This is a genomic window from Solirubrobacter soli DSM 22325 (assembly GCF_000423665.1).
Classification (GTDB): Bacteria; Actinomycetota; Thermoleophilia; order Solirubrobacterales; family Solirubrobacteraceae; genus Solirubrobacter; species Solirubrobacter soli.
The window spans coordinates 861,547-882,960 of sequence record NZ_AUIK01000001.1; the positions used below are offsets into that span (position 1 = coordinate 861,547).

Sequence of the window (21,414 nt, forward strand, 5' to 3'; positions counted from 1 at the left end):
GGTCTCCCTGCACGGCGCGGCGAGCCACCGCGGCCGGGCGCAGCGGCGGACGGCGGCACGACCGACCCGGCCGAGGCGCAGCAGCGACCCCCTCCCTCAGTGCTAGGCCGTTCCCCGAATACCGGCACGGGAACACAACGACGCAACCGCCCACCGATGCCACGCCCGAAACCTCAGACGTCTTCGCCGCGGCGCTTCTTCTGCCAGCGCCCTGGCGCGCGGACGACGTTCTCGATCGTCGTCCGCCCACGCACCGCGGTGCGGTACGCACGCGACGCTCGGACCTGCGCCGCGATCTGACGCGCGGCGGCCAGGTCGGACGCCACGCGCTCGCCGTCGGACAGGGCGCCGCCGAAGTCGCGGGCCAGGCGTAGGCCGAAGCGCGCCGCGTCCGGTGGCGGCTCCTCCAGGACCAGGCGCAGCACCCGCGCCATCTCCGAGCCCTGCTCCTCCCACCCCGGCCACGCGCGGGCGGTCTCCAAGGCGTTCTCGCGCAGCCGGCGCAGCAGCGCACGGTCGCGGGCGAGCAGCTCGAGCGCGCGTGTGGTGCCTGCCGGGTCGTCCCAGTCGACCACGAGGCCGTTCTCGCCGTGGACGATGTACTCGTCGTGGCCGGTGACCGGGGTGACGACGCAGGTCGCGCCCTTGTGGAAGGCCTCGAGCGGCGGGCCGAACATGCCCTCGACGCGCGAGAGCTTCAAAAGCACGTCGGACTCCGCATACAGCTCCGCGAGCTGGGCCTGGCTGACCGGCCCGACCGCGCGGTCGACGGGAAGGCCGACGCCCGAGCCGTCGCCGGCGACGATCGTGACGTGCCGCGGCGAGGTCATCGCGCCACACGCCGCGACCGCCTCGTGAACGCCCTTGAACGCGACGTTGGCGCTGCCCTCGATGATGATCCGCAACGCCTCGCCCGCCTCGGGAACGGCGTCCACGGGCGCGAAGACGTCCTTGGCGAGCCCGTTGCGGACCACGTGCACCCGCTCGCCAGGGTGCAGCGCCTCGAGCGTGCGGGCGATCCACGACGCCTCGGTGATGAAGCGCACCGGCAGGCCCTGGGCGAGCCCGGCCGCCGTGCGCTGCGGCGAGGCGGGCGGGTAGAAGCGGTCCTCCAGCGACTGGATGAACCACGCGTGCCGTTCGGCGCGCAGGTCGAAGAGGTGCGACGTCGTCTCCCACCAGGTGGCGAGCGCGATGTCGTACGCGACGTCCCGCGCTTCCTCCAGCTCGAGGACGCGCACGCGGTCGAGCCCGTGGTGGGTCCACTCGGGCCGTTCGGCGGCGCGGGTGAGGACGAGGTCGACGTCGAAGCCGTGGTGCGAGAGCTGGACGGCGTGGTGCACGATCACGCCGACGCCCCCGGACAGCTGGAGATCCTGGGTCAGGAAGGCCACGCGCACGAGCCGGGCTATCGTAGCCCCGTGCCCCTGCGCGTCGCCTTCGTCGGCCCGGCGGCGACGTTCGGCGCCCACGCGCTGCACGCTCCGGCGGACGGCGTGGAACCCGTCTTCGTCGATGCCCGCGACGGCGCGTCGGTCGACGCGGACGTCACGATCGCGCTCGATCCCGCCCGCGTGCCCGACACCGGCGGCGCCACGCTCGCGATCGTCGGCCCACGGGACCCCGCGCCCGAGGGCTTCGACCGCGTCCTGCGCACCCCCGGCCCGCACCTCGCCGCCGGCGCCTGGCGCTCACGCCCACTTCCGGTCGACGACCGCCTCTACCACGACCCCTCGCCTTCCGCACGCCCGCCGAAGGCGCTCTTCCTGGCGAAGGCGACACCGCGTCGCGAGTGGATCGTCACCCCCGCCAAGCACGACCACGACGTCGTCCACTACACGCACGGCCTCACCGGCGACGCGCTGTCGGCCGCGCTCGAGCACGCCGACGTCGGCATCGCCCTGCACGCCGAAGGCGAGCAGGGGTTCCCGTCGCAGACCCTCCTGCACCTGGCCGCCGGCCAGCTCCTGCTGAGCGAGCGCCTGTCGCCGAACTGCGGCCTCGAGCCCGGCATCGACTTCCTCGAGATCGACAGCCGCGACCATCTACTCACCTACCTGATCCAGCTGCGCTGGCGGCCGGATGCCTACGAGCGCGTCCGGGTCCGCGGCCGGTTGAAGGCCGAGGAGCATCGCGCGTCGCGGGTCTGGCCGCGGATCGCCCGCGACCTTCTCCAAGACCTTCGCGTCTTCGGGCGTTAATACCCTGCACCTGTGACCCCAGACCGCCCAGCCGTCGCGATCCGCGGGGTGTCGAAGACGTTCGAGCTGCCCACCGAGCGCGTGCAGACGCTCAAGGAGCGCGCCCTGCACCCGCTGCGCCGCAGCCGGACGGACACCCTGCACGCGTTGCGCGACGTCAACGTCGACGTCGCCAGAGGCGAGTTCTTCGGGATCGTCGGGCGCAACGGCTCGGGCAAGTCCACGCTGCTCAAGTGCCTCGCCGGCATCTACGCGGCCGACCGCGGCGACATCTACCTCGACGGGCGCCTGTCGGCCTTCATCGAGCTCGGCGTCGGCTTCTCCATGGACCTCCCGGCGCGCGACAACATCATCATCAACGCGACGATGCTCGGCCTGAGCCCGCGCCAGGCCCGCCATCGCGTGGACACCGTGATCGAGTTCGCCGAGCTCGGCCAGTTCACCGACCTCAAGCTCAAGAACTACTCGAGCGGCATGCTCGTGCGGCTCGCGTTCGCGGTGATGATCCAGGTCGACGCCGAGATCCTGCTGATCGACGAGGTGCTCGCGGTCGGCGACGCCGCCTTCCAGCAGAAGTGCTTCGACGAGTTCGTGCGCATCCGCGAGGCGGGCAAGACGATCCTGCTCGTCACCCACGACATGGGCGCCGTGCACCGCTTCTGCGACCGGGCGATGCTGCTGGAAAGAGGCCGCGTCGTCGAGACCGGCGACCCCGACGACGTCGGCAACCGCTACCTGGAGCTCAACTTCTCCGAAGCGGCCCGCAAGGACGCCGAGGCCGACAAGCTCGGCTCGACCGAGCGGATCGGCGACGGCACCGCCGAGATCGTCGACGCGTGGTTCGAGGACGAGGCCGGCGCCCGCGTCGGCAACCTGCCGACCGGCGGCCAGGCGACGTTCGCCGCCCGCGTGCACTTCCACGCCGACATGGACGACCCGCTGTTCGGCGTCGTGCTGCAGAACGACCGCCGCGAGACCATCCTCGCCGCGTCCAACCTCTGGTCGAACCCCGAGATCGGGCGCTTCGCCGAGGGCACCGAGATCGAGTACCGCGTCCGCTTCCACAACCTGCTCACGCCCGGCCGTTACCACGCGACGCCCGCCGTGGCGAAGCAGGGCGGCGGCATCAACTGGGTCGACCGGCGCGAGCGGATGCTGTCGCTGCTGGTCAACGGCCACACCCGCACCGACGCGGTCGTCGACCTTCCGTACGAGGTCGCCGTCTCGCCCGCCTCGCGCGAGGAGGTGCCGTCATGAGCCTCGTCGACACCAGCGTCCTCGGCACGCCGATCAAGGGCCCCTCCGCGCTGGGCAACGACCCGCGCCGCCTCTGGCACCTGGCGCGGACGATGGCGGTCAGCGACTTCAAGCTGCGGTTCTTCGGCTCCGCGCTCGGCTACCTCTGGCAGCTGATCCGGCCGCTGATGCTCTTCGGCGTCCTCTACACGGTCTTCACCCAGATCGTGCGGCTGGGCTCCGACGTCGAGCTCTACCCGGTCGCCCTGCTGCTCGGCATCGTGATGTTCACGTTCTTCAGCGAGGCGACCGGCGGCGCGCTGAGCTCGCTGGTCGACCGCGAGGCGTTGATCCGCAAGGTCGACTTCCCGCGCCTGGCCGTGCCGCTCTCGACGGTCCTGACGGCGCTGATGAACGTCGCGCTGAACCTGATCGCGGTCGTCGTCTTCCTCCTGCTGGCCGGCGGGAGCATCCGCTTGAGCTGGCTCGAGGTGCCGCTCCTGATCGGCGCCCTCGCGCTGTTCACCACCGGTCTCGGGATGCTGCTCTCGTCCCTGTTCGTCCGCTACCGCGACATCAAGCCGATCTGGGAGGTCGCGCTGCAGATCCTCTTCTACGGCACCCCGATCTTCTATCCGATCGACATCGTCGTCGACCGGGCCCCGGTGCTCGCCAAGGTGATGATGCTGAGCCCGTTCGCGGCGATCGTCCAGCAGGCCCGCCACGCGCTCATCGCCCCCAGCCACCCGAGCGCGACCGCGATCGCGGGCTGGTGGATCCTCGGCACGATCGCGATCTTCATCGGAGTGATCGTGCTCGGCTACCGCGTCTTCTCCAAGCGCGCGCCGAACATCGCCGAGCAGCTCTAGCGGCTCCCGCGACTCAGCGCACGCACAAGATCGACCTCGCGCCCGGGCCGGGCGGGGCGCTTGCAGCGCCGTCACCCGGCCCGGGGCAGGCTCGCTCACGGACCGGTCGCGAACTGGATCCGGTCGTTCGTGCCGTCGAAGCGCTGCCAGTCGGCGATCGTGTTGCCGGCGCCGTCGATGCCAACCGGCGGCGACAGCGCGTTCTGGCCCGCGGCCGAGAGCTGCGTCGGCGCGCTGATGGCGCCCGCGGCGGACACGGTAGCCGCCTCCGCGCGCGTGTTCGTGCCGTCGGAGCGCTGCCAGCCCACCACGGCATCGCCCGCTGCGTTGACCGCGATGTGGGGGAAGACGGCGTCCTCCCCGGCGTCCGACAGCGTGCTCACCAGGCCGGGAACGCCGGCGGCCGACAGGGTGCGCGTCTGCACGCGCCAGTTGCTCCCGTCGCTGCGGTACCAGGCGAAGACGGCGTTGCCGGCCGCATCGACTCCCACCTCGGGTTGGTAGGCGAACTCACCCGGGTCGGAGATCGTCTGGACGATGCTCAGCACGCCGGCGGCCGACACCGCGCGCGTCTGGATCTCGTATTCGGTCCCGTTGAACGCGTACCAGGCGAACGTGGCATTGCCGGCCGGGTCGACGGCCACGTCGCCGGGGTAGGCCTCCTGGCCGACGAGCGACAGCGTGCGGACCGCGCTCAGCACGCCGGCGGGCGACAGTGAACGGGCCTGGACCCGGCGCGAACCGAGGACGCCGCGGGTCCAGATGAACGCGGCGTCGCCGTTGGCGTCCATGGCGACCCGGGGCTGGATCGCGTCCTGGCCGCCGGCCGACAGCGTTATGATCGGTCCGACGGCGCCCGCCGCCGACAGCGTGCGCGCATAGACGCGGTCGTTGGCGCCGTCCCAGCGACGCCATGTGAAGACGGCATTGCCGGCGAAGTCGACCGCGACGTGCGGATCGACCGCGTCCTGCCCCGTCGGCGCGAGGTTGAGGATGGGACCGAGCACGCCGGCCGCGGACAGTCTGCGCGCCTGCGCGATGTCGTAGGTGCCGTCGTTGCGCAGCCAAGTGACGACCGCGTTGCCGGCTCCGTCGATCGCCACCTGATTGCCGAACGCGGACTGCCCGCCCACGGACAGGGTCCTGACCAGCCCGAACACACCCGCGGCGCTTCGGGTCTGCGCTTGTATGCGGTCGTTGGTTCCGTCGGATCGGCGCCAGGCGAAGACGGCGTCACCGGCGTCGTCGACTGCGAGGGATGCCGATCGAGCGTTCTGCCCGCCGGCCGAGAGATCGGCGGGCGCGGTCCAGGCCGCGAGGGCCGCTGCTGGAGCGACGGCAAGGACCGCCGCGGTGGAAACGACGCCCGCCGCGGCGAGCGCATTCGTGCGCAACCTGCGACCGGCGCGAGTACCCAACGTCTGGGTAAACATTCAAGGCCCTTCTGTTGATGAACGGTGTCGCAGCAAAGGACCCGTCGGGGCTCGCAGAAGTTGGCCACTTACACGCGATCGCTCTAGGCCCGCTCCTCCAACGAGCACCACTCGCGCACGCGCGCCGGCAAACGGTCGGCGCGGGAGCCGAGTGCCCCGCCGACGGCGCGCACCGTGTGGTGGCGGAGCGAGCGGATGACCTCGCGCGCGGTGACCGGGTCCATCGCGCCGATGTCGTCGCGCACCTCGCGCTGCAGCGTCAGGGGGGCGAGCGGCTGCACCCAGCCGTGGACGTCGTGCAGGGCGCGCCACTCGTCGAACGCCCGCCTGAACTGCTCCAACGGGCCGTAGTCGTGCCAGTGGATGACCGCCGCGCCGGGCTCGAAGACCTTGGCGTAGCCGGCGCGGAGCATCGCGCTCGCGAGCGCCTGGTCCTCGGCGTACTGAACGTCCGGGAACGGGACGGAGCGCCACGCGGAGCGGCGCACGGCGCCGTTGGACGACGTGAAGAACGTCTCCAGACCCGGGCCTGACGGCGTTCGCGTTCGGTCGACTCGCGTCGCAGCCGGAAACCACGAGGAGAGCTCGCGCGCGATCGCCACCGGAGCGCCGGGGCCCGCCTGTGCCGGCCCGTAGACGAGCGCGACGTCGTCCGACGAGAACCCGTCCAACAGCGCCTGCAGCCAGCCGGGAGATGCGGGCAGCGCGTCCTGGGTGAGGAACGCGACGACGTCGCCGGACGTGCGCGACATCAGCTCGTTGCGCGTCCCGCTGTGCGAGAAGCGCTCGACGCCGAACACCTCGGCGTCGAAGGACCGGGCGAGATCCGCCGACCCGTCCACCGACGCACTGTCGGCGATCACCAGCTCACACGGAACCGTCTGGGCGCGCACCGCGGCGAGCACCTCGCCCAGCCGCGCGCCCCCGTTGCGAACCGGGATCGCGACGCTAACGCGTTCGGTCACGTCGGGTCGGGCGGATCGCTGGCCAGATCACCGGTCGCCCCTGCCCCTGTCTGAAGGCTTCGCCTTCGCCACCGCTTCGCTCGCCCGGTGGGCGTGCGCATACCGGGGCGTACGTGTGCGCCGGACGGGGCGCGGTAGGGGCGGGCGGGGCCGGCCAGAATCCGTTCGCCCCGGCGTGATCGGACGCTACTTGCTGCGTCGCAGACCCAGGATCGAGAGCAGGAACGAGGTGAAGAAGATCTGCAGGCCGACGATGACGAGCGATGCGGCGAGCACGGCCAGGCGCTCCTCGGACAGCTGCCCGAAGCCGCGCTGGACCCAGATGATCACGATCGCGCCCATGACGACGAACCCGAGGAACGCGACGAGGCCGCCCAGGACGAGCCCGTGCTCGAGCCTGAACCGCGCCCGCATGCGATCGAACCAGGGGTCCTTCTCGTTCATGAAGTAGGTGCCGTAGGCGTGTGCGCACAGGCCGAGGGCGACGATCTGGACGCCGACGATCATCAGCAGCGCGCCCGCGACCATCGTGTGCAGGTCCCACTCGCGGCCGAAGACGTCGATCTGCAGCAGCGCGACGAGCGAGACGAGCGTGCCCAGGAAGAGCATGATCGCGCCCGGCAGCATGAACAGGTACGTCGGGCTGTGGACGAGCAGGAAGCGCAGGTGGCGCCAGCCGTCGCGGAAGCTCGAGAGCTTGCTCTCGCCGCCGCGCGGGTGGTACTCGATCGGGAACTCCTCGATCCGCAGCTTCTCCTTGGAGGCGCGGATGACCATCTCGGAGGCGAACTCCATGCCGGTCGTGCGCAGGTCCAGGCGCGGCAGCACGTCACGCCGCAGGGCGCGCATGCCGCAGTGCGCGTCGCTGACGCCGGTGCGGAAGAAGACGTTCAGGATGCCCGTGAGCACCGGGTTGCCGACGTAGCGGTGCAGCCACGGCATCGCGCCCGGATGGATCTGGTCCATGCGGTCGCCCATCACCAGCTCGGCGCCGCCGTCGAGATGCTTGACGAACTTCGGGATCTCGCGGAAGTCGTACGTCAGGTCCGCGTCGCCCATGACGATGTAGCGCCCGCGGGCGGCGGCGAAGCCGGCCAGGTAGGCGCTGCCGTAGCCGCGGCGCGGCTCGTGGATGACGCGCGCGCCGGCCGCCGCCGCGAGCTCCGCGCTGCGGTCCTCGGAGGCGTTGTCGGCGACGACGACCTCGCCGGGGATGCCGAACTCGGACATCACGGCCAGGGCGGTGGTGACACAGCGCTCGATGTTCGCCTCTTCGTTGAGGCACGGGATCACGACCGAGACGATGAGCTCCTCGTCGTCCTGGTGATCGAGGGGTTCGAGCGAGGGAGGTGAAGGCTGAAGTGTGCTCATGGCAAGGCCGGGACGCGTCTGTCCCGATGATCGGCTAACGGGCGACAAAGCATTAAGTCGCGCAGAAAGCCGCGAGCCAGGGTAGCCAACGCCGCGGCGGGCTCCTGCAGGCGGTGTGCCACCCTACCCGCCCGCCCGTGCGCATCTGCATCGTCTACGACTGCCTGTTCCCCTACACCGTCGGCGGCGGGGAGCGCTGGTACCGCAACGTCGCGCAGCGGCTCGCCGCGGACGGTCACGACGTCACGTACCTGACGCTGCGCCAGTGGCCGAAGGGTGAACGCGGCGAGGTCCCCGGCGTGCGCGTGATCGCCGTCGGGCCGCGGATGGCGCTGTACGGCGCGAACGGCAACCGCCGGATCCAGCCGCCGCTGGTCTTCGGCCTCGGCGTGCTCTGGCACCTGCTCCGCCACGGCCGTCGCTACGACGTCGTGCACACCTCGTCGTTCCCGTACTTCTCGCTGCTCGCGGCGGCCGCATTGCGCCCGCTGCACCGCTACCGGATCGTCGTCGACTGGTTCGAGCTGTGGAGCCGCGAGTACTGGAGCGAGTACCTCGGCGGCATCGGCGGCAAGGTCGGCCGCGCCGTGCAGAACCTCTGCCTGCGCGTCCGCCAGCACGCGTTCTGCTTCGCCGAGCTGACCGCCCGCCGCCTGCGCGAGGACGGCCTGCGCGGCGAGGTGACCGTCCTGCGCGGGATGTTCTCCGGGCCCGAGACGCCACCCGCTCCGGTCCCGGCCACCGACGTCGTCGTCTTCGCCGGCCGCCACATCCCCGAGAAGCGCGCACCCGCCGTCGTGCGCGCCGTCGCGCAGGTGCCGGACCTCCACGGCCTGATCCTCGGCGACGGCCCGGACTACGAGGAGGTCAAGGCCGAGATCGCGCGCCTGGACGTCGGCGACCGCGTCGAGGCGCCGGGCTTCGTGGAGACCGCGCGGGTCGAGCAGGAGCTCGCGCGGGCGCTGTGCCTCGTGCTCCCGTCGCGTCGCGAGGGCTACGGGCTGGTCGTGGTCGAGGCCGCCTCGCTCGGCACGCCGTCGGTGCTCGTCCGTGACCCCGACAACGCGGCCACCGAGCTGATCGAAGAGGGCGTCAACGGCTTCGTCGCGGACGCTGTCGAGGATCTCCCAGAGGCGATCGAGCGCGTCAGATCCGCAGGGCCGGAGCTGCGCGCCTCGACCGCCGACTGGTACGGCCGCAACGCGAGCCGGCTGTCACTCGCCGGCTCGCTCGACACGGTCGCGGAGAGCTACGCGAGCGTTCGCTCGTAGCTGGCCGCGGTCAGCTCCGCGGTCCGCTCCCACGTGAACTCGGCCACGCGCGCCAGGCCGGCCTCGCGCAGCCGCGCGGCCTCGGCGGGAATCCGCCGCAGGGCGTCGGCGATCGCCCGCGGGTCATGCGGGTCGAACAGGAGCGCCGCGTCACCCGCCACCTCGGGGAGCGACGTCGCGTCGCTGCACGCGACCGGCACGCCGCGCGCCATCGCCTCGAGCACCGGCAGCCCGAAGCCCTCGGCCAGCGAGGGGAACACAAACGCCGACGCGAGGGCGTACAAGCCCTCGAGATCCTCGGCCGACACCCACGCCGGGAACACCGCCCGCAGTCCGAGCGAGGCCGCTCGCGAGCGCAGCTCCGCCTCGTGCGGCGTCGCGTAGCCGGGCATGACCACCACCGGGCGGTCCTCGAGCAGCGCGACCGCCTCCAGCAGCCGCAGCAGGTTCTTGTGCGGCCGCTTGGCGCTGACGGTCAGCAGCACCGGACCGTCGCCCAGCTCCAGCCGCGCGCGCAATTCGGCGGCCGGCGTCGGCGCCACCGGCGGCCGCGGCGTCACGCCGAGCGGCACGACGTCGACCTTGGCCTCCGGCGTGCCCAGATGCTGCGCGAGGTCGCGGCGGGTCGAGGCAGCGTCGACGATGATCCGGTGCGAGCGGCGCGCCGCGGCCGGCACCAGCGCGCGCATGCCCAGCGCCCGCACGCCGAAGTGCGCGTCGGGCACGACCAGGTAGTTGAGGTCGTGGATCGTCGTGACGCGCCGCGGCCCGCTGACCAGCGGCGCGGTGCTCGCCAGCGAGTGGATCAGGTCGCAGCCGTGGGCGGCGGAGGCCCGCGGCACCGCGAGCTGGTCGCCGCGCACCCAGTCGACGCGGTTGCGGGCGTCGAGCCCGAGCACGACCGTGTCGACGCCGAGGTGCTGCCCGGCGGCCGCCCGCGACACGAACGCCGTCAGCCGCAGCCCCGGCCTCGCCGCCAGCCGCGGGATCAGCTCGCGGGCGTAGACCTCCATGCCGCCGATCTCCCCGGGTACGAGGTAGACGAGGTTGAGTGCGACGTGCACGGGGCTACGCGTTCGGCACGCGGGCCGTCAGCCACACGTTCCGGCGCCAGACAGGCAGCCACGCGAGGGCGGTGAACGGGAACGGGCGGCGGTTGTCCTTGGTGCGCGCCGAGACGATCGAGGTGCCGGGGAAGACCGACTCGTACCCGACGTGCTCGACGTCCCAGCCCTGGTCGGCGAACAGCAGCCGGAACGCCTTGCGGGTGAACGGACGGCGGTGCGTGTAGTCGTCCCACACCCACCGCTGCGCGTCCGGGGAGGACGCGAACACCCGCCCGCCGGGGACCAGCACCCGCTGGACCTCGCGGACGACCGCGACGGGGTCGCGCACGTGCTCGAGCAGGTCCTTGAGGATCGCCCCCTCGAACGCGTCGTCCTCGAACGGGAGCGGCTCGTCGACGTCGGCCAGCAGCACGCGCCGGCCCGCGGCGGCCGCCGCCTCGACCGCGGCGGGCGAGCCGTCGATCCCCGTGTAGTCGGTGAAGTGCGCCGCCAGCCACGCGCTTCCGCAGCCGACGTCGAGCAGCTTCGTGTCGCGCCCGAAATGCCGCGTGACGTCGCGCCAGTACCCGGGCTGCTCGTGCCACTCGAAATACCCCATGGGGCGTTGAGCCTACGATGCTGCGGTGCCACTGCGCCATGTCGGCTTCAACGCGCTGTTCCTCGATCCAGGGGTCTCGGGCGGCCCCGAGACGTACCTGCGCGGGCTCGTCCCGGCGATCGCGACCGAGTTCCCTTCACTGCAATTGACCGTCGTCACGACCCGCCGCGGCGCCCGCTCGCTGCGCGCCGACGGCTGGACCGACTTCGCGCGGATCGTGCACCTCCCGTGCGACGAGGGAGAGCGCGGACGGCGCCTCGCCGCCGAGCAACTCCTGCTCGGCACGGTCGCGCGCCGGCGGCGCTTCGACGTCCTGCACTCGCTCGCCTCGATCGGCCCCGTGCTGCCGTCGGTGCCCGCCGTGGTGACGCTGCACGACGTCACGTTCTTCCGCATCCGCACGTTCGGCCTCACGACCACGCTGGCGATGAAGGCGATCGTGACCGGCGCCGCGCGCACCGCGTCGGCGCTGATCTCCGGGTCGGCCGCCGCCCGCGACGAAGCGTGCGAGGAGCTGCACCTGGACCCGGCGCGCTTCACCGTCGTCCACCACGGCGCCGGGCGGCTGCCGGACACGGTGCCCACGCCCGCCGCGGACATCCGCGCCAAGCTCGGCCTCGACGGGCAGCGCGTGGTGCTCACCGTGGGCGCGATCCGCCCGCACAAGAACCAGGGGGTGCTGGTCGAGGCGCTCCCGTCGCTGCCCGCCGACGTGGTGCTCGTGCTCGCGGGGCGCCCGGAGCTGGGCGCCGAGGAGCTGGGCGAGCGGGCGCGTGCGCTCGGCGTCGCCGAGCGGGTCGTCACGACCGGCTACCTCGACGACGCCGACCTCGAAGGCCTCTGGCGGGTGGCGTCCTGCTTCGCCTTCCCGACCCGCGCCGAAGGCTTCGGCCTCCCGCTGCTGGAGGCGATGCAGCGCGGCGTCCCCGCCGCGTGCTCGGACATCCCCGTGCTCCGCGAGGTGGGCGGCGACGTGGCGCGGCGCTTCGATCCCGACGACCCGGCCGGGGCCGCCGCCGCGGTGCAGGCCGCGATGGCCGATCCGGACGCCGCCGAGCGCGGCCGCGTCCAGGCGCAGGCGTTCTCGTGGGAGGCGTCGGCGCGCGGGACCTACGCGGCCTACGAGCGCGCGCTGACGGCGCGCCGGTAGCTCTCGAGCGTCGCCGCCGCGGTCGCCTCCCAGGTGAACGCGCGGCAGCGCTCGTACCCCGCCTCGACGAGCTGCGCGGCCAGGACCGGGTCGGTGAGGACGCGCTCCAGCGCGCCGCGGATCGCGTCGACGTCCAACGGGTCGAACTGCACGGCGGCCGACCCGACGACCTCCGGCAGCGAGGAGACGTTCGAGCACGCCACGGGCACCCCGCGGCGCATCGCCTCCAGCAGCGGCAGGCCGAAGCCCTCCTGCAGCGACGGCAGCGCGAACACCGCCGCGAGCCGGTAGAGCCCTTCGAGCTGCGCGTCGGTGAGCCAGCCCGGAAAGCGCACCCGGTCCGCCACACCGAGCTCCTGCGCGAGCGCGCGCAGCTCGGCCTCGTGCGGCGTCGCCGACCCGACGAGCACGAGCTGGACGTCGTCGGCCAGCCCGGCGACCGCGCGGATCAGCCGCGGCAGGTTCTTGTGCTCGCGCTTCTGCGCCACGCACAGCACGACCCGCGCATGACCCAACCCGAGCTCGGACCGCAGCCGCGCCTCCGGCTCCGGCTCGGTCACGCCGCCCTCCGGCACGCCGTGCGGCACCACGTCGATCTTGGCCTCGGGCAGCCCGATCGTCGCGACCATGTCGCGCTTGGCCGCCTCCGAGATCGCGATCACGCGGTCCGCCACCCGCGCGCTCGGCAGCGCGGTCGCCTTCATCATGAACGTGGCGCGGGCGCTCATCGTCTGCGGGAAGTGCAGCCAGATCAGGTCGTGCAGCGTCACGACGCGGGCGACCCGCGGGGAGACGAGCGGCACGATGTTCGCCAGCCCGTGGATGACGTCGAGGTGCCGCCGCGCCGCCGACCACGGCTGCGCCGCCCACTGCGCGGCCCCGGTGAGGAGCGGGTTCCACGGCTTCGGCGAGTCGTAGTCGACCGGGAACGTGACCCACTCGACCTCGCCCGCCCAGTCCGCGGCGCGCACCTCCGGCGGCACGACCCGGCCGACGAAACCCGTGAGCCGCAGGCCGGGCTCGGCCTCGAGCAGCGCCGGGATCAGCTCGCGCGCATACGTCCCCGCCCCGCCTGCGCCGTCGACGAGGTAGACCAGGTTGAGCCCGACGCGCAGCGGCCGGGTCATGTGGCCGATCCGCGCAGCCGTCGCGCCTCGATGTAGACCTCCTCGGGGACACCGCGCACGAGCACCAGCACGAGCAGGTAGACGCCCACGCCGAGCAGCGCCTTGGCCAGCGATGGGATCGGGACGAACCAGACCGCGAGCGCCGGCGCCAGGGCCACCAGCGTGCGCGGCATCATCCGCAGCCACTGCCCCACCGGGAGTCCGCGCCGCGCCAGCACCCAGCAACTCGCGACCAGCGCGAGGATGTCGGCCGTCATCGTCGCCACCGCGACGCCCTCCGCGCCGTGGGTCGTGCCGAGGATGCCCGAGCCGATCCCGTTCAGCAGCAGCGCTCCGCCCCAGATCAGCAGGATCGGCCGGTGCGCGCGCAGGCTCAGCAACGCGTAGTTGACGGTCACGCTGAGGAACACCACGAACAGGGTCACGCCCTGGATGCGCATCACGTCCGCGGCGGGCGCGAACTCCGCCCCGGCCACGACCTCGATGATGAAGCTCGCCCCGAGCACCAGCCCGAGAGCCAGCGCGGCGCCCGCGACGGTCATCGCGTGGAACATGCGCCCGATCCCGTAGGAGAGCCGGTCGCGGTCGTCGCGGGCCGCGCGGACGAAGATGGGGAAGGCGCCCGCGACCGCGAGCTGGGGGACGCTGATCAGGACCTCGGTGACGCGGAAGGACGCGCCGAAGTAGCCGACCTGGTCGGGGTCCGAGACCAGCGAGAGCACGATCAGCGCGACCCGGAAGTAGACCAGCGTGATCAGCACGATCGCGGCGAACGGGACGATGTCGCGCATCAGCTCGCGCCACTCGCCGAACGCGAACCGCGGCCGCATCGGCATCTTCCCGCGGACCAGCCAGACCGTCGCCAGGACGGCCACCAGCGAGGCCGGGATCAGTACCCCGAAGAACCACACGAGGCTCGCGCCGAGCGCCACCAGCAGGGCGATCCCGATCACCGAGGCGAGCTGGCGCACGAACTCGAGCACGGTCACCCAGCCGAGCCGCAGATCGACCAGCAGGCGCACCGACAGCGTGCTCTGGAACGTCTGGGTGATCGCGCCGATCCCGGCCAGCACCGTGCCGAAGACCATCGCCGAGCCGTAGCCCGCGATCGCGGCGAACGCGACCGCCCCGGTGAGGCCGATCACGCCGAGGAAGAGCCGCATCCCGATCATGTTGCGCAGCAGCGAGTCGTGCTCGGACGGGTCGCGGTCGACGAGCTCGCGCAACGCGACACCGGTCAGCCCCGCGTCGGTCAGGCCCGCGACGATCGAGACCAGCGCGACGACGGTCACGTAGCGCCCGCCGTCCTCGACGCCGAGGTGCCGGAACAGCAGCGCCGCCGACAACGTCGTGATGACGATGCCGGCGCCGAACCCCGCGATGCGGATGACGCCGCCGCGGATCGCCGCGGGACCGGCCGACGGCGTGTCGAGCAGGTCCGGGGGGTCTTCCTCGGTCGCCATCGTCACCGCAGCGCCTCGAGCGAGCGGGCAAGGCCTTCGTCGAGCCCGACGAGCGGGACGACCCCGACCTCCTCGCGCAGCCGGCGCGCGTCGGCCACGAGCCGCGGCGGGTCGCCCGGGCGCTCCGGCAGCGCGCCGAACCGCGGCAGCTCCGGGGCGCCGGCGATCGCCGCCAGGCGCTCGACCACCTCGCGCACCGCGACGGGCTCGCCGGACCCGATGTTCACCGGCCCGGTGACGTGGCCCGACGCGAGCGCGGCGAACGCGGCGGCCGCGTCGGAGACGTGCAGGAAGTCGCGGACCTGGTCGCCGCGGGTCGTCGGCACCTGCTCGCCGGCGAGCAGCGCGCGCCCGACGCCCGGCACCAGCCGCCCGGCGGGCTCACCCGCCCCGTAGATGAAGAAGATCCGGCCCCAGGCGAGCTCGAACCCCGCCTGCTCCGCGAACCCCGCCGCGACCGTGTGCAGGCCGTGCTTGGCCGCGCCGTAGAGCGTCGCCGGCCGCAGCGGCGTGGCCAGTTCCTCGCAGCGGTCGCCGAGATCGGTCCAGTCGTACTCGGCGCAGGTGCCGGCGAGCACGGCGCGCTGCCCGCCCGCCGCCGCGAACGCGCGCAGCAGCGCCAGCGACGCCTCGACCCACCGGACGTTCTCCGGCGCGCTCCAGAACTTGCCGTGCTCGACGTACCAGGCGAGGTGGACCAGCACCTCGGGGCGCACCGTCGGGACCACATCGGTGGCGGCGAGCAGGTCGGCCCGGTGCCAGACGAGCGCGTCGTCGCGCGGCTCGCCCGTGGTCACGGCGTGCACCTCGTGGCCGGCGGCGAGGAGCCGGCCGGCCACGTGGCGGCCGAGGAAGCCCGTGGCCCCGGTGAGCAGGACGCGACTCACGCTGCGAAGTCTGGGTACTCGGCGTCGCGCTGGGACATGATCCGTGGTGGCGCCGGCCACTGGATCCCGAACGCGCGATCGTCCCAGCGTACGCCTCGCGCCGCGTCGGGCACGTACGGCGTGGCGATCTGGTACAGGACCTCGCTGGCATCGGCCAGCGTCAGGAAGCCGTGCGCGCAGCCCTCCGGGATGTACAGCGCGAGGCCGTTCTCCGCGCTCAACTCGGTGCCGAACCAGCGCAGGTGCGACGGCGAGTCCGGCCGCAGGTCGACGACCGCGTCGAAGATCGCCCCGCGGGTGCAGCGCACGAGCTTGACCTCGCCGTGCGGCGCGGCCTGATAGTGCATTCCGCGAAGGGTCCCGGCGCGCGCGTTGAACGAGGTGCTGCACTGGTCGACGCGCACGTCGAGACCGCGCTCGGCGAACTGCGCGATGTCGAACGTGCGGGCGAACGAGCCGCGCTCGTCCTCGATCCGCTCGAGCTCGACGATCAGGACGCCGTCGACCGATGTGTCGCGAAAGCGCACACGCCCGAAGGTTAGAGAGGGGCCCCTAATACGATGCAGCGCATGGAGTCGCCGCGTCCGCGGGTGCATATCGGCCTGCCCACGTACAACCGCCGCGACCGGCTCGCGCGCGCCATCGAGTCGGTGCTGGCCCAGACGCACACCGACCTCGAGCTGATCATCTCCGACAACGCCTCGACCGACGGCACCGAGGAGCTCTGCCGCGAGGTCGCGGCCCGTGATCCTCGCGTCCGCTATGTGCGCCACGCGGCCAACCGCGGCTCGACCGAGAACTTCAACTTCCTCTTCGCGGAGCTGCGCGACGAGTACGTGATGGTGCTTGGCGACGACGACTGGATCGACCCGGGGTACGTCGAGGCGTGCCTGGACGTGCTGCTCGCGCACCCCGACACCGCCGTCGTGGTCGGCCGCTCCAGTTACTACTCGGCCGACGGGAGCTATCACGACGAGCTCGCGGACCCGCCCGAGATGCTCGACGAGGACCCCGCGCAGCGGGTCCGCGACTACTACCGCGTCGAGCCCAAGGGGGAGACGTTCTACGGGCTCTGGCGAGGCGCCGCGCTGGCCGCCTCGGCGCCGATGCGCAACGAGCTCTACAACGACGGCGTCTTCGCCGCCACGCTCGTGTTCGAGGGCAAGCTGCGCGCGACGCGCGCGGTCGCCGTGCACCGCGCCCGCGGCGGGACCAGCGAGGACTGGCCGAAGCTGCTGCGCACGCTCGGCAAGCCGGCGATCCAGGCCCGGTTCCCGCAGCTGGTGATCTTCGTCAACGTCTTCAGCGACATCGCCTGGGGCCATCCCGCGTACCGGAAGCTGCCGCTCGCGCGGCGGGTGCGCCTGGCGTTCGACTGCGCGTGGATCACGTTCTCGTTCCGCGGCCTGGCGTTCAGCCTCTTCGGGCCGGCGATCGCGAACCTCGGCGCCCGCCCCGGGATGCGCTGGATGCCGCGGGCGCTGGCGTCCGCGCGCCGCCGCTGGGGCGTCGGGGAGCAGAGCTGATGCAGCTCGCCGTCGTCGTCCCCACCCGCAACCGCGCCGACATCGCGCCCGCCGCGGTGCGCTCCGCGCTCGACGACCCGCGGGTGCGCGTGGTCGTCTCCGACAACTCGACCGACCCGGAGCAGCTCGAGCGCCTGCGCGCGGCCTGCGAGGCGCTCGCCGACGAGCGCGTGCGCTACCTGCGCCCGCCGGAAGGCCTGCCGATGACGCCGCATTGGCAGTGGGCGCTGGACCGCGCGCTCGAGGACCCGGCGACGACCCACGTGCTCTACCTGAGCGATCGCCGCGCGCTGCGGCCGGGCGCGGTGGCCGAGGCGCTGGCGATCGCCGAGCGCCACCCCGCCACCGTGCTGACCTTCGGCGACGACGTGCTGATCAACGACGAGGAGACGCCGGTGCGGGTGGTGGAGCGGCGCTGGACGGGCCGGCTGCTGCGCGTCGACGCCGCCCACATGCTGCGGATCTCCGCGCGCGGCATGTCGCACGTCGCGCTGCCGCGGATGCTCAACGGCATCACCCCGCGCACCGTGCTCGACGACATCACGCAGGCCTACGGGAACGTCTTCGACTCGATCGCGCCCGACCACTGCTTCGGCTACCGCTGCCTGGACCGCGTCGACTCGATCCTGCACCTGGACAAGGTCCTGGTCGTCCAGCGCGCGATGGGCCGCAGCAACGGCTACAGCCAGATGCGCGGGATCGTCAGCCCCGACAACGCCGACTTCATGCGCGAGCTGCGCGACCTGAAGATCAACCAGTACACGCCGGTGCCCGAGCTGCTGACGGTGACCAACGCCGGCTTCAACGAGTACGAGTACGTGCGCGGCGAGCGCGTGTCGCGCAAGCTGCCCGCACCGCCGCGCCACTTCTACCTCGGCGCCAACGCCCGCGACGTCGCGCTGCTGCAGGACCCCGCGCTGCGCGAGCGGATGGAGGGCGTGCTGCGCGAGCACGGCTGGACGCCGCGGATGCGGGCGCGCTACACGCTCGCTCTCGCCGCGTCGGCCGCGGGCTACTACGGCCGCCACGTCGAGGCGCTCGTCGCACGGCTGCGCAGCGCCCCGCCCACGGTCGTGGAGTTCGGCGACGCCGAGCTGGCGCTCGCCTACGCGCTCGAGCACCCCGGCGAGCCGAGCGCCGAGGCCGACCACCTCTGGCCGCTGCTGTCGCGCCCGGGGTCCGCGCACCGCGTCCCGGGCTACGGACCTACGGCAGGACCCGCAGCTCCGGCGTCCGCACCACGAACCGGCCGCCCCAGTCGCGAATCGACGCCAGCTGGCCCATGATCTCGTCCTTCAGGTTCCACGGGAGGATGAAGACGAGGTCCGGGCGCGTCTCGGCGATCGCGTCGGGTGAGCGGATCGGGATGTGCGTCCCGGGCAGCAGGTTCCCCTGCTTGTGCGGGTTCAGGTCGGCCGTGTAGTCGACGAAGTCCGGGCCGATGCCGCAGTAGTTGAGCAGCGTGTTGCCCTTGGCGGGCGCGCCGTAGCCGACGATCGTCTTGCCCGCACGCTTGAGCTCGATCAACATCGACAGGATCTGCCGCTTGTCCTCGACCACGCGCTTGCCGTAGTCGAGGTAGGTCTGCAGGTCGAGGTAGCCCGCGTCCTGCTCGCGGGCGAGGAGATCCGCGGCCCGGTCGGTCCGCGTCTTGGCGGCATCGTCGTCGTGGCAGCCGTAGATGCGCAGCGAGCCGCCGTGCGTCGGCAGCTCCTCGACGTCGAACAGCCGCAGCCCGTGAGCGGCGAAGACCTTGCTGACCGTCGAGAACGAGAAGTACGAGAAGTGCTCGTGGTAGATCGTGTCCCACTGGTTCTCGTCCACCAGGCGCATCAGGTGCGGGAACTCCATCGTGATCACGCCGCCGGGCTTGAGCAGCACCTTCATGCCGCCGACGAAGTCGTTGAGGTCCGGGACGTGGGCGAGCACGTTGTTGCCGAGCAGCAGGTCCGCCCCGCCGCCGTCGGCGAGCACCTCGCGGGCGGTCTCGACGCCGAAGAAGCGCACCAGCGTGTTGACGCCCTTCTCCTCGGCCGCGACCGCGACGTTCGCCGCCGGCTCGATCCCGAGCACCGGGATGCCGGCCTGGACGAAGTACTGCAACAGGTAGCCGTCGTTGGACGCCAGCTCGATCACGCGGCTGTCGCCGTCGAGCTGCCAGCGCTCGGTCATCGCCTCGACGTAGCGCCGCGAGTGCTCCAGCCACGACGACGAGTACGACGAGAAGTACAGGTAGTCGCCGAAGATGTGCTCGGGCGACTCGAACTCGCCGAGCTGCACGAGGAAGCACTGCGAGCAGACGTAGGTGTGCAGCGGGTAGAACCGCTCCATCGCGTTGGCGTGGTCCGCCGGCACGTAGGAGTTGGCCAGCGGGGACATGCCGAGGTCTGCGAACGTGTGCTCGACGGGAGCCGCGCAGAAGCGGCAGGTCAACGTGGTCATCGGGCGGCCAGGGTATTGAAGGCCTGCAACTGCGCCAGCGTGGTGACGCGCATGTCGTCACCGTCACGCAGCGCCGAGTACCACTCGACGACGGCCGCGAGCGTGCGTTCCAGGTCCCAGCGCGGCGTCCAGCCGAGCCGCGCCCGCGCACGGCTGGAGTCGACCTTCAGATAGCGCGCCTCGTGCGGGTGCTCGCCGGTGTCGTGGTTCCAGCTCAGGCCGCCGGGCCAGAGGGCGTCGAGGCGCTCGACGATCCAGCTCACCGGCCGCGCCTCGCCGTCGGCGGGCCCGAAGTTCCAGGCCGTCGCGGCGCTCTCGTCCTCCCACAGCGCCTGCGCCAGCACGAGGTAGCCGCTGAGCGGGTTGAGCACGTGCTGCCACGGCCGCGTCGCGCCCGGGTTGCGGATCTCGACCGGCTCGCCGGCGACGGCCGCGCGCATCACGTCGGGGATCAGCCGGTCCGCGCCCCAGTCGCCGCCGCCGATCACGTTCCCCGCCCGCGCGGACGCGAGCCGCAGTCCGTACGAGCGCCGGTACGCGCTCGTCACCAGCTCCGCCGCGCCCTTGGAGCTCGAGTACGGGTCGTGGCCGCCCATCGGCTCGTCCTCGCGGTACGCCCACTCCCACTCGCGGTTCTCGTAGCACTTGTCGGAGGTGACGTTGACGACAGCGCGGCTGCCCGCCGCGCGCGCCGCCTCGAGCACGTTGACGGTGCCCATGACGTTGACCTCGTAGGTCTCGCGCGGCTCGTCGAACGAGCGGCGGACGATCGGCTGCGCGGCGAGGTGCAGGACGATCTCGGCGCCGGCGGCGGCACCTTGCAGCGTCTCGAAGTCGCGCACGTCGCCGCGGACGTCGCGGACGTCCTCACCCACCCGCGCGAGCTCGAACAGCGACGGCTCGGTCGGCACCTCGTCGGAATAGCCGGTGACCTCGGCGCCCATCGACGCCAGCCACAGCGACAGCCACGCGCCCTTGAAGCCCGTGTGGCCGGTCAGCAGGACGCGCTTGCCGCGCCAGAAGCCGGGATCTACGTCCACACGCGCCACGGCGGCTTGCCCGAGTCCCACATGGCCTGCAGCTGCAGCAGCTCGCGGCGGGTGTCCATCGGCTGCCAGAAGCCGTCGTGGCGGTACAGCGAGAGCTCGCCGTCGCGGGCGAGGCCCTCGAGCGGCTCGCGCTCCCACACGAGCTGGTCGTCGTCGGTGAGGTAGTCGCGCACCTTCGGCGAGAGCACGAAGAAGCCGCCGTTGATCCACCCGCCGTCGCCGTGGGGCTTCTCGGCGAAGCCCGTGACCCGCTCGCCCTCGGACTCGATCGCGCCGAAGCGCCCGGGCGGCTGCACCGCGGTCACGGTCGCGACCGTCCCCTTCTCACGATGGAACGCGACCAGCTTGGAGACGTCCACGTCGGCCACGCCGTCGCCGTAGGTGAAGCAGAAGTCCTCGTCGCCGACGTAGTCCAGGACGCGGCGCAGGCGCGCGCCGGTCATCGCCGCCTCGCCGGTGTCCACGAGCGTGACCTTCCACGGCTCCGCGGTCTGCCGGTGCACCTCGACCGAGTTCGACGCGAGGTCGAACGTCACGTCGCAGGAATGCAGGAAGTAGTTCGCGAAGAACTCCTTGATCACGTAGCCGCGGTACCCGAGGCAGACCACGAACTCATCGATCCCGTGCGCGGAATAGATCTTCATGATGTGCCAGAGGATCGGCCGTCCGCCGATCTGGATCATCGGCTTCGGGCGGGTCTCGGTCTCCTCACTGATGCGGGATCCAAGCCCTCCGGCGAGGATGACTGCTTTCATGACG

The 21,414-nt window shown here is 72.3% G+C and carries 20 protein-coding genes; 7 read left to right on the forward strand and 13 right to left on the reverse strand.

The window, feature by feature from the left end:
* Positions 1-173: 173 nt before the first annotated feature.
* A complete protein-coding gene (locus G569_RS0103995) occupies positions 174-1,400 on the reverse strand; it encodes a glycosyltransferase family 4 protein (RefSeq protein ID WP_157591800.1) in 1,227 nt (408 codons plus the stop codon).
* Between the two features lie 21 nt (positions 1,401-1,421).
* Here G569_RS0103995 and G569_RS0104000 point away from each other — a divergent pair, with 21 nt between their 5' ends.
* Genes G569_RS0104000 through G569_RS0104010 form a run of 3 tightly spaced genes read left to right on the forward strand, consistent with a single transcriptional unit; the run spans position 1,422 to position 4,306 of the window.
* On the forward strand, positions 1,422-2,201 hold the full coding sequence (locus tag G569_RS0104000) for a hypothetical protein (RefSeq protein ID WP_028062458.1): 780 nt from the start codon (positions 1,422-1,424) through the stop codon (positions 2,199-2,201).
* A gap of 12 nt (positions 2,202-2,213) precedes the next feature.
* Positions 2,214-3,458 (forward strand): ABC transporter ATP-binding protein, encoded by a 1,245-nt coding sequence (locus G569_RS57225; RefSeq protein ID WP_084284127.1) that lies wholly within the window; start codon positions 2,214-2,216, stop codon positions 3,456-3,458.
* Positions 3,455-4,306, forward strand: a complete 852-nt coding sequence (locus tag G569_RS0104010; RefSeq protein ID WP_053225816.1) for an ABC transporter permease — start codon at positions 3,455-3,457, stop codon at positions 4,304-4,306. Before G569_RS57225 ends, G569_RS0104010 begins: the two co-directional genes overlap by 4 nt.
* A 95-nt stretch (positions 4,307-4,401) precedes the next feature.
* Here the strand turns inward: G569_RS0104010 and G569_RS0104015 are convergent, their stop codons facing one another.
* The 3 genes from G569_RS0104015 to G569_RS0104025 all read right to left on the reverse strand — a co-directional run bounded on the left by G569_RS0104015 (position 4,402) and on the right by G569_RS0104025 (position 8,075).
* A complete protein-coding gene (locus G569_RS0104015; RefSeq protein WP_028062460.1) occupies positions 4,402-5,700 on the reverse strand; it encodes an NHL repeat-containing protein in 1,299 nt (432 codons plus the stop codon).
* A 122-nt stretch (positions 5,701-5,822) separates the two neighbouring features.
* Positions 5,823-6,704, reverse strand: coding sequence for a glycosyltransferase family 2 protein (locus G569_RS45410; RefSeq protein WP_053225817.1), 882 nt, complete (start codon positions 6,702-6,704; stop codon positions 5,823-5,825).
* Between the two features lie 186 nt (positions 6,705-6,890).
* On the reverse strand, positions 6,891-8,075 hold the full coding sequence (locus tag G569_RS0104025) for a glycosyltransferase family 2 protein (protein ID WP_028062461.1): 1,185 nt from the start codon (positions 8,073-8,075) through the stop codon (positions 6,891-6,893).
* Between the two features lie 137 nt (positions 8,076-8,212).
* On the opposite strand from G569_RS0104025, the gene G569_RS0104030 reads away from it, so the two are divergent.
* On the forward strand, positions 8,213-9,346 hold the full coding sequence (locus G569_RS0104030; RefSeq protein WP_028062462.1) for a glycosyltransferase: 1,134 nt from the start codon (positions 8,213-8,215) through the stop codon (positions 9,344-9,346).
* Here the strand turns inward: G569_RS0104030 and G569_RS0104035 are convergent.
* Positions 9,325-10,410, reverse strand: a complete 1,086-nt coding sequence (locus G569_RS0104035; protein ID WP_028062463.1) for a glycosyltransferase family 4 protein — start codon at positions 10,408-10,410, stop codon at positions 9,325-9,327. The two genes, G569_RS0104030 and G569_RS0104035, sit on opposite strands and share 22 nt — an antisense overlap.
* Before the next feature lie 4 nt (positions 10,411-10,414).
* Positions 10,415-11,011, reverse strand: a complete 597-nt coding sequence (locus G569_RS0104040) for a class I SAM-dependent methyltransferase (protein ID WP_028062464.1) — start codon at positions 11,009-11,011, stop codon at positions 10,415-10,417.
* A 25-nt stretch (positions 11,012-11,036) separates the two neighbouring features.
* On the opposite strand from G569_RS0104040, the gene G569_RS0104045 reads away from it, so the two are divergent.
* Positions 11,037-12,161: a glycosyltransferase family 4 protein gene (locus tag G569_RS0104045; RefSeq protein WP_028062465.1), complete on the forward strand. Its 1,125-nt coding sequence runs from the start codon at positions 11,037-11,039 to the stop codon at positions 12,159-12,161.
* Here G569_RS0104045 and G569_RS0104050 read toward each other — a convergent pair.
* From G569_RS0104050 to rfbC, 4 genes are read right to left on the reverse strand one after another with little or no spacing between them, the layout of a single operon-like run.
* Positions 12,131-13,288, reverse strand: coding sequence for a glycosyltransferase family 4 protein (locus G569_RS0104050; protein ID WP_028062466.1), 1,158 nt, complete (start codon positions 13,286-13,288; stop codon positions 12,131-12,133). The two genes, G569_RS0104045 and G569_RS0104050, sit on opposite strands and share 31 nt — an antisense overlap.
* Entirely contained in the window at positions 13,285-14,751 is a 1,467-nt protein-coding gene (locus tag G569_RS0104055; protein ID WP_037494270.1) for an oligosaccharide flippase family protein, read from the reverse strand. Before G569_RS0104055 ends, G569_RS0104050 begins: the two co-directional genes overlap by 4 nt.
* A gap of 2 nt (positions 14,752-14,753) precedes the next feature.
* Entirely contained in the window at positions 14,754-15,638 is an 885-nt protein-coding gene (locus G569_RS0104060) for an NAD-dependent epimerase/dehydratase family protein (RefSeq protein WP_028062468.1), read from the reverse strand.
* Positions 15,635-16,165 (reverse strand): dTDP-4-dehydrorhamnose 3,5-epimerase, encoded by a 531-nt coding sequence (gene rfbC, locus G569_RS0104065; protein WP_028062469.1) that lies wholly within the window; start codon positions 16,163-16,165, stop codon positions 15,635-15,637. Before rfbC ends, G569_RS0104060 begins: the two co-directional genes overlap by 4 nt.
* A 42-nt stretch (positions 16,166-16,207) precedes the next feature.
* Between rfbC and G569_RS57230 the strand changes: the two genes are divergently transcribed.
* Together G569_RS57230 and G569_RS0104075 are read left to right on the forward strand one after the other, a co-directional pair.
* Entirely contained in the window at positions 16,208-17,164 is a 957-nt protein-coding gene (locus tag G569_RS57230; protein ID WP_028062470.1) for a glycosyltransferase family 2 protein, read from the forward strand.
* The gene (locus tag G569_RS0104075; RefSeq protein ID WP_028062471.1) at positions 17,164-18,450 is read left to right on the forward strand and encodes a glycosyltransferase; all 1,287 of its coding nucleotides are present in this window, start codon (positions 17,164-17,166) and stop codon (positions 18,448-18,450) included. The genes G569_RS57230 and G569_RS0104075 overlap by 1 nt, the downstream gene beginning before the upstream one ends.
* On the opposite strand, the gene G569_RS0104080 is transcribed toward G569_RS0104075, so the two are convergent.
* Genes G569_RS0104080 through rfbF form a run of 3 tightly spaced genes read right to left on the reverse strand, consistent with a single transcriptional unit; the run spans position 18,371 to position 21,410 of the window.
* Positions 18,371-19,606 (reverse strand): class I SAM-dependent methyltransferase, encoded by a 1,236-nt coding sequence (locus G569_RS0104080; RefSeq protein ID WP_028062472.1) that lies wholly within the window; start codon positions 19,604-19,606, stop codon positions 18,371-18,373. The genes G569_RS0104075 and G569_RS0104080 overlap by 80 nt on opposite strands.
* On the reverse strand, positions 19,603-20,646 hold the full coding sequence (gene rfbG, locus G569_RS0104085; RefSeq protein WP_028062473.1) for a CDP-glucose 4,6-dehydratase: 1,044 nt from the start codon (positions 20,644-20,646) through the stop codon (positions 19,603-19,605). Before rfbG ends, G569_RS0104080 begins: the two co-directional genes overlap by 4 nt.
* Positions 20,637-21,410, reverse strand: coding sequence for a glucose-1-phosphate cytidylyltransferase (gene rfbF / locus G569_RS0104090; RefSeq protein ID WP_028062474.1), 774 nt, complete (start codon positions 21,408-21,410; stop codon positions 20,637-20,639). Before rfbF ends, rfbG begins: the two co-directional genes overlap by 10 nt.
* Positions 21,411-21,414 lie beyond the last annotated feature (4 nt).

Coding starts and splice junctions, on each gene's coding strand:
- G569_RS0104010 (WP_053225816.1), top strand. CDS start 3,455: ATGAGCCTCGTCGACACCAGCGTCCTCGGCACGCCGATCAAGGGCCCC.
- rfbF (WP_028062474.1), bottom strand. CDS start 21,410: ATGAAAGCAGTCATCCTCGCCGGAGGGCTTGGATCCCGCATCAGTGAG.
- G569_RS57230 (WP_028062470.1), top strand. CDS start 16,208: ATGGAGTCGCCGCGTCCGCGGGTGCATATCGGCCTGCCCACGTACAAC.
- G569_RS0104055 (WP_037494270.1), bottom strand. CDS start 14,751: ATGGCGACCGAGGAAGACCCCCCGGACCTGCTCGACACGCCGTCGGCC.
- G569_RS0104050 (WP_028062466.1), bottom strand. CDS start 13,288: ATGACCCGGCCGCTGCGCGTCGGGCTCAACCTGGTCTACCTCGTCGAC.
- G569_RS0104040 (WP_028062464.1), bottom strand. CDS start 11,011: ATGGGGTATTTCGAGTGGCACGAGCAGCCCGGGTACTGGCGCGACGTC.
- G569_RS0104025 (WP_028062461.1), bottom strand. CDS start 8,075: ATGAGCACACTTCAGCCTTCACCTCCCTCGCTCGAACCCCTCGATCAC.
- G569_RS0104075 (WP_028062471.1), top strand. CDS start 17,164: ATGCAGCTCGCCGTCGTCGTCCCCACCCGCAACCGCGCCGACATCGCG.
- G569_RS0104080 (WP_028062472.1), bottom strand. CDS start 19,606: ATGACCACGTTGACCTGCCGCTTCTGCGCGGCTCCCGTCGAGCACACG.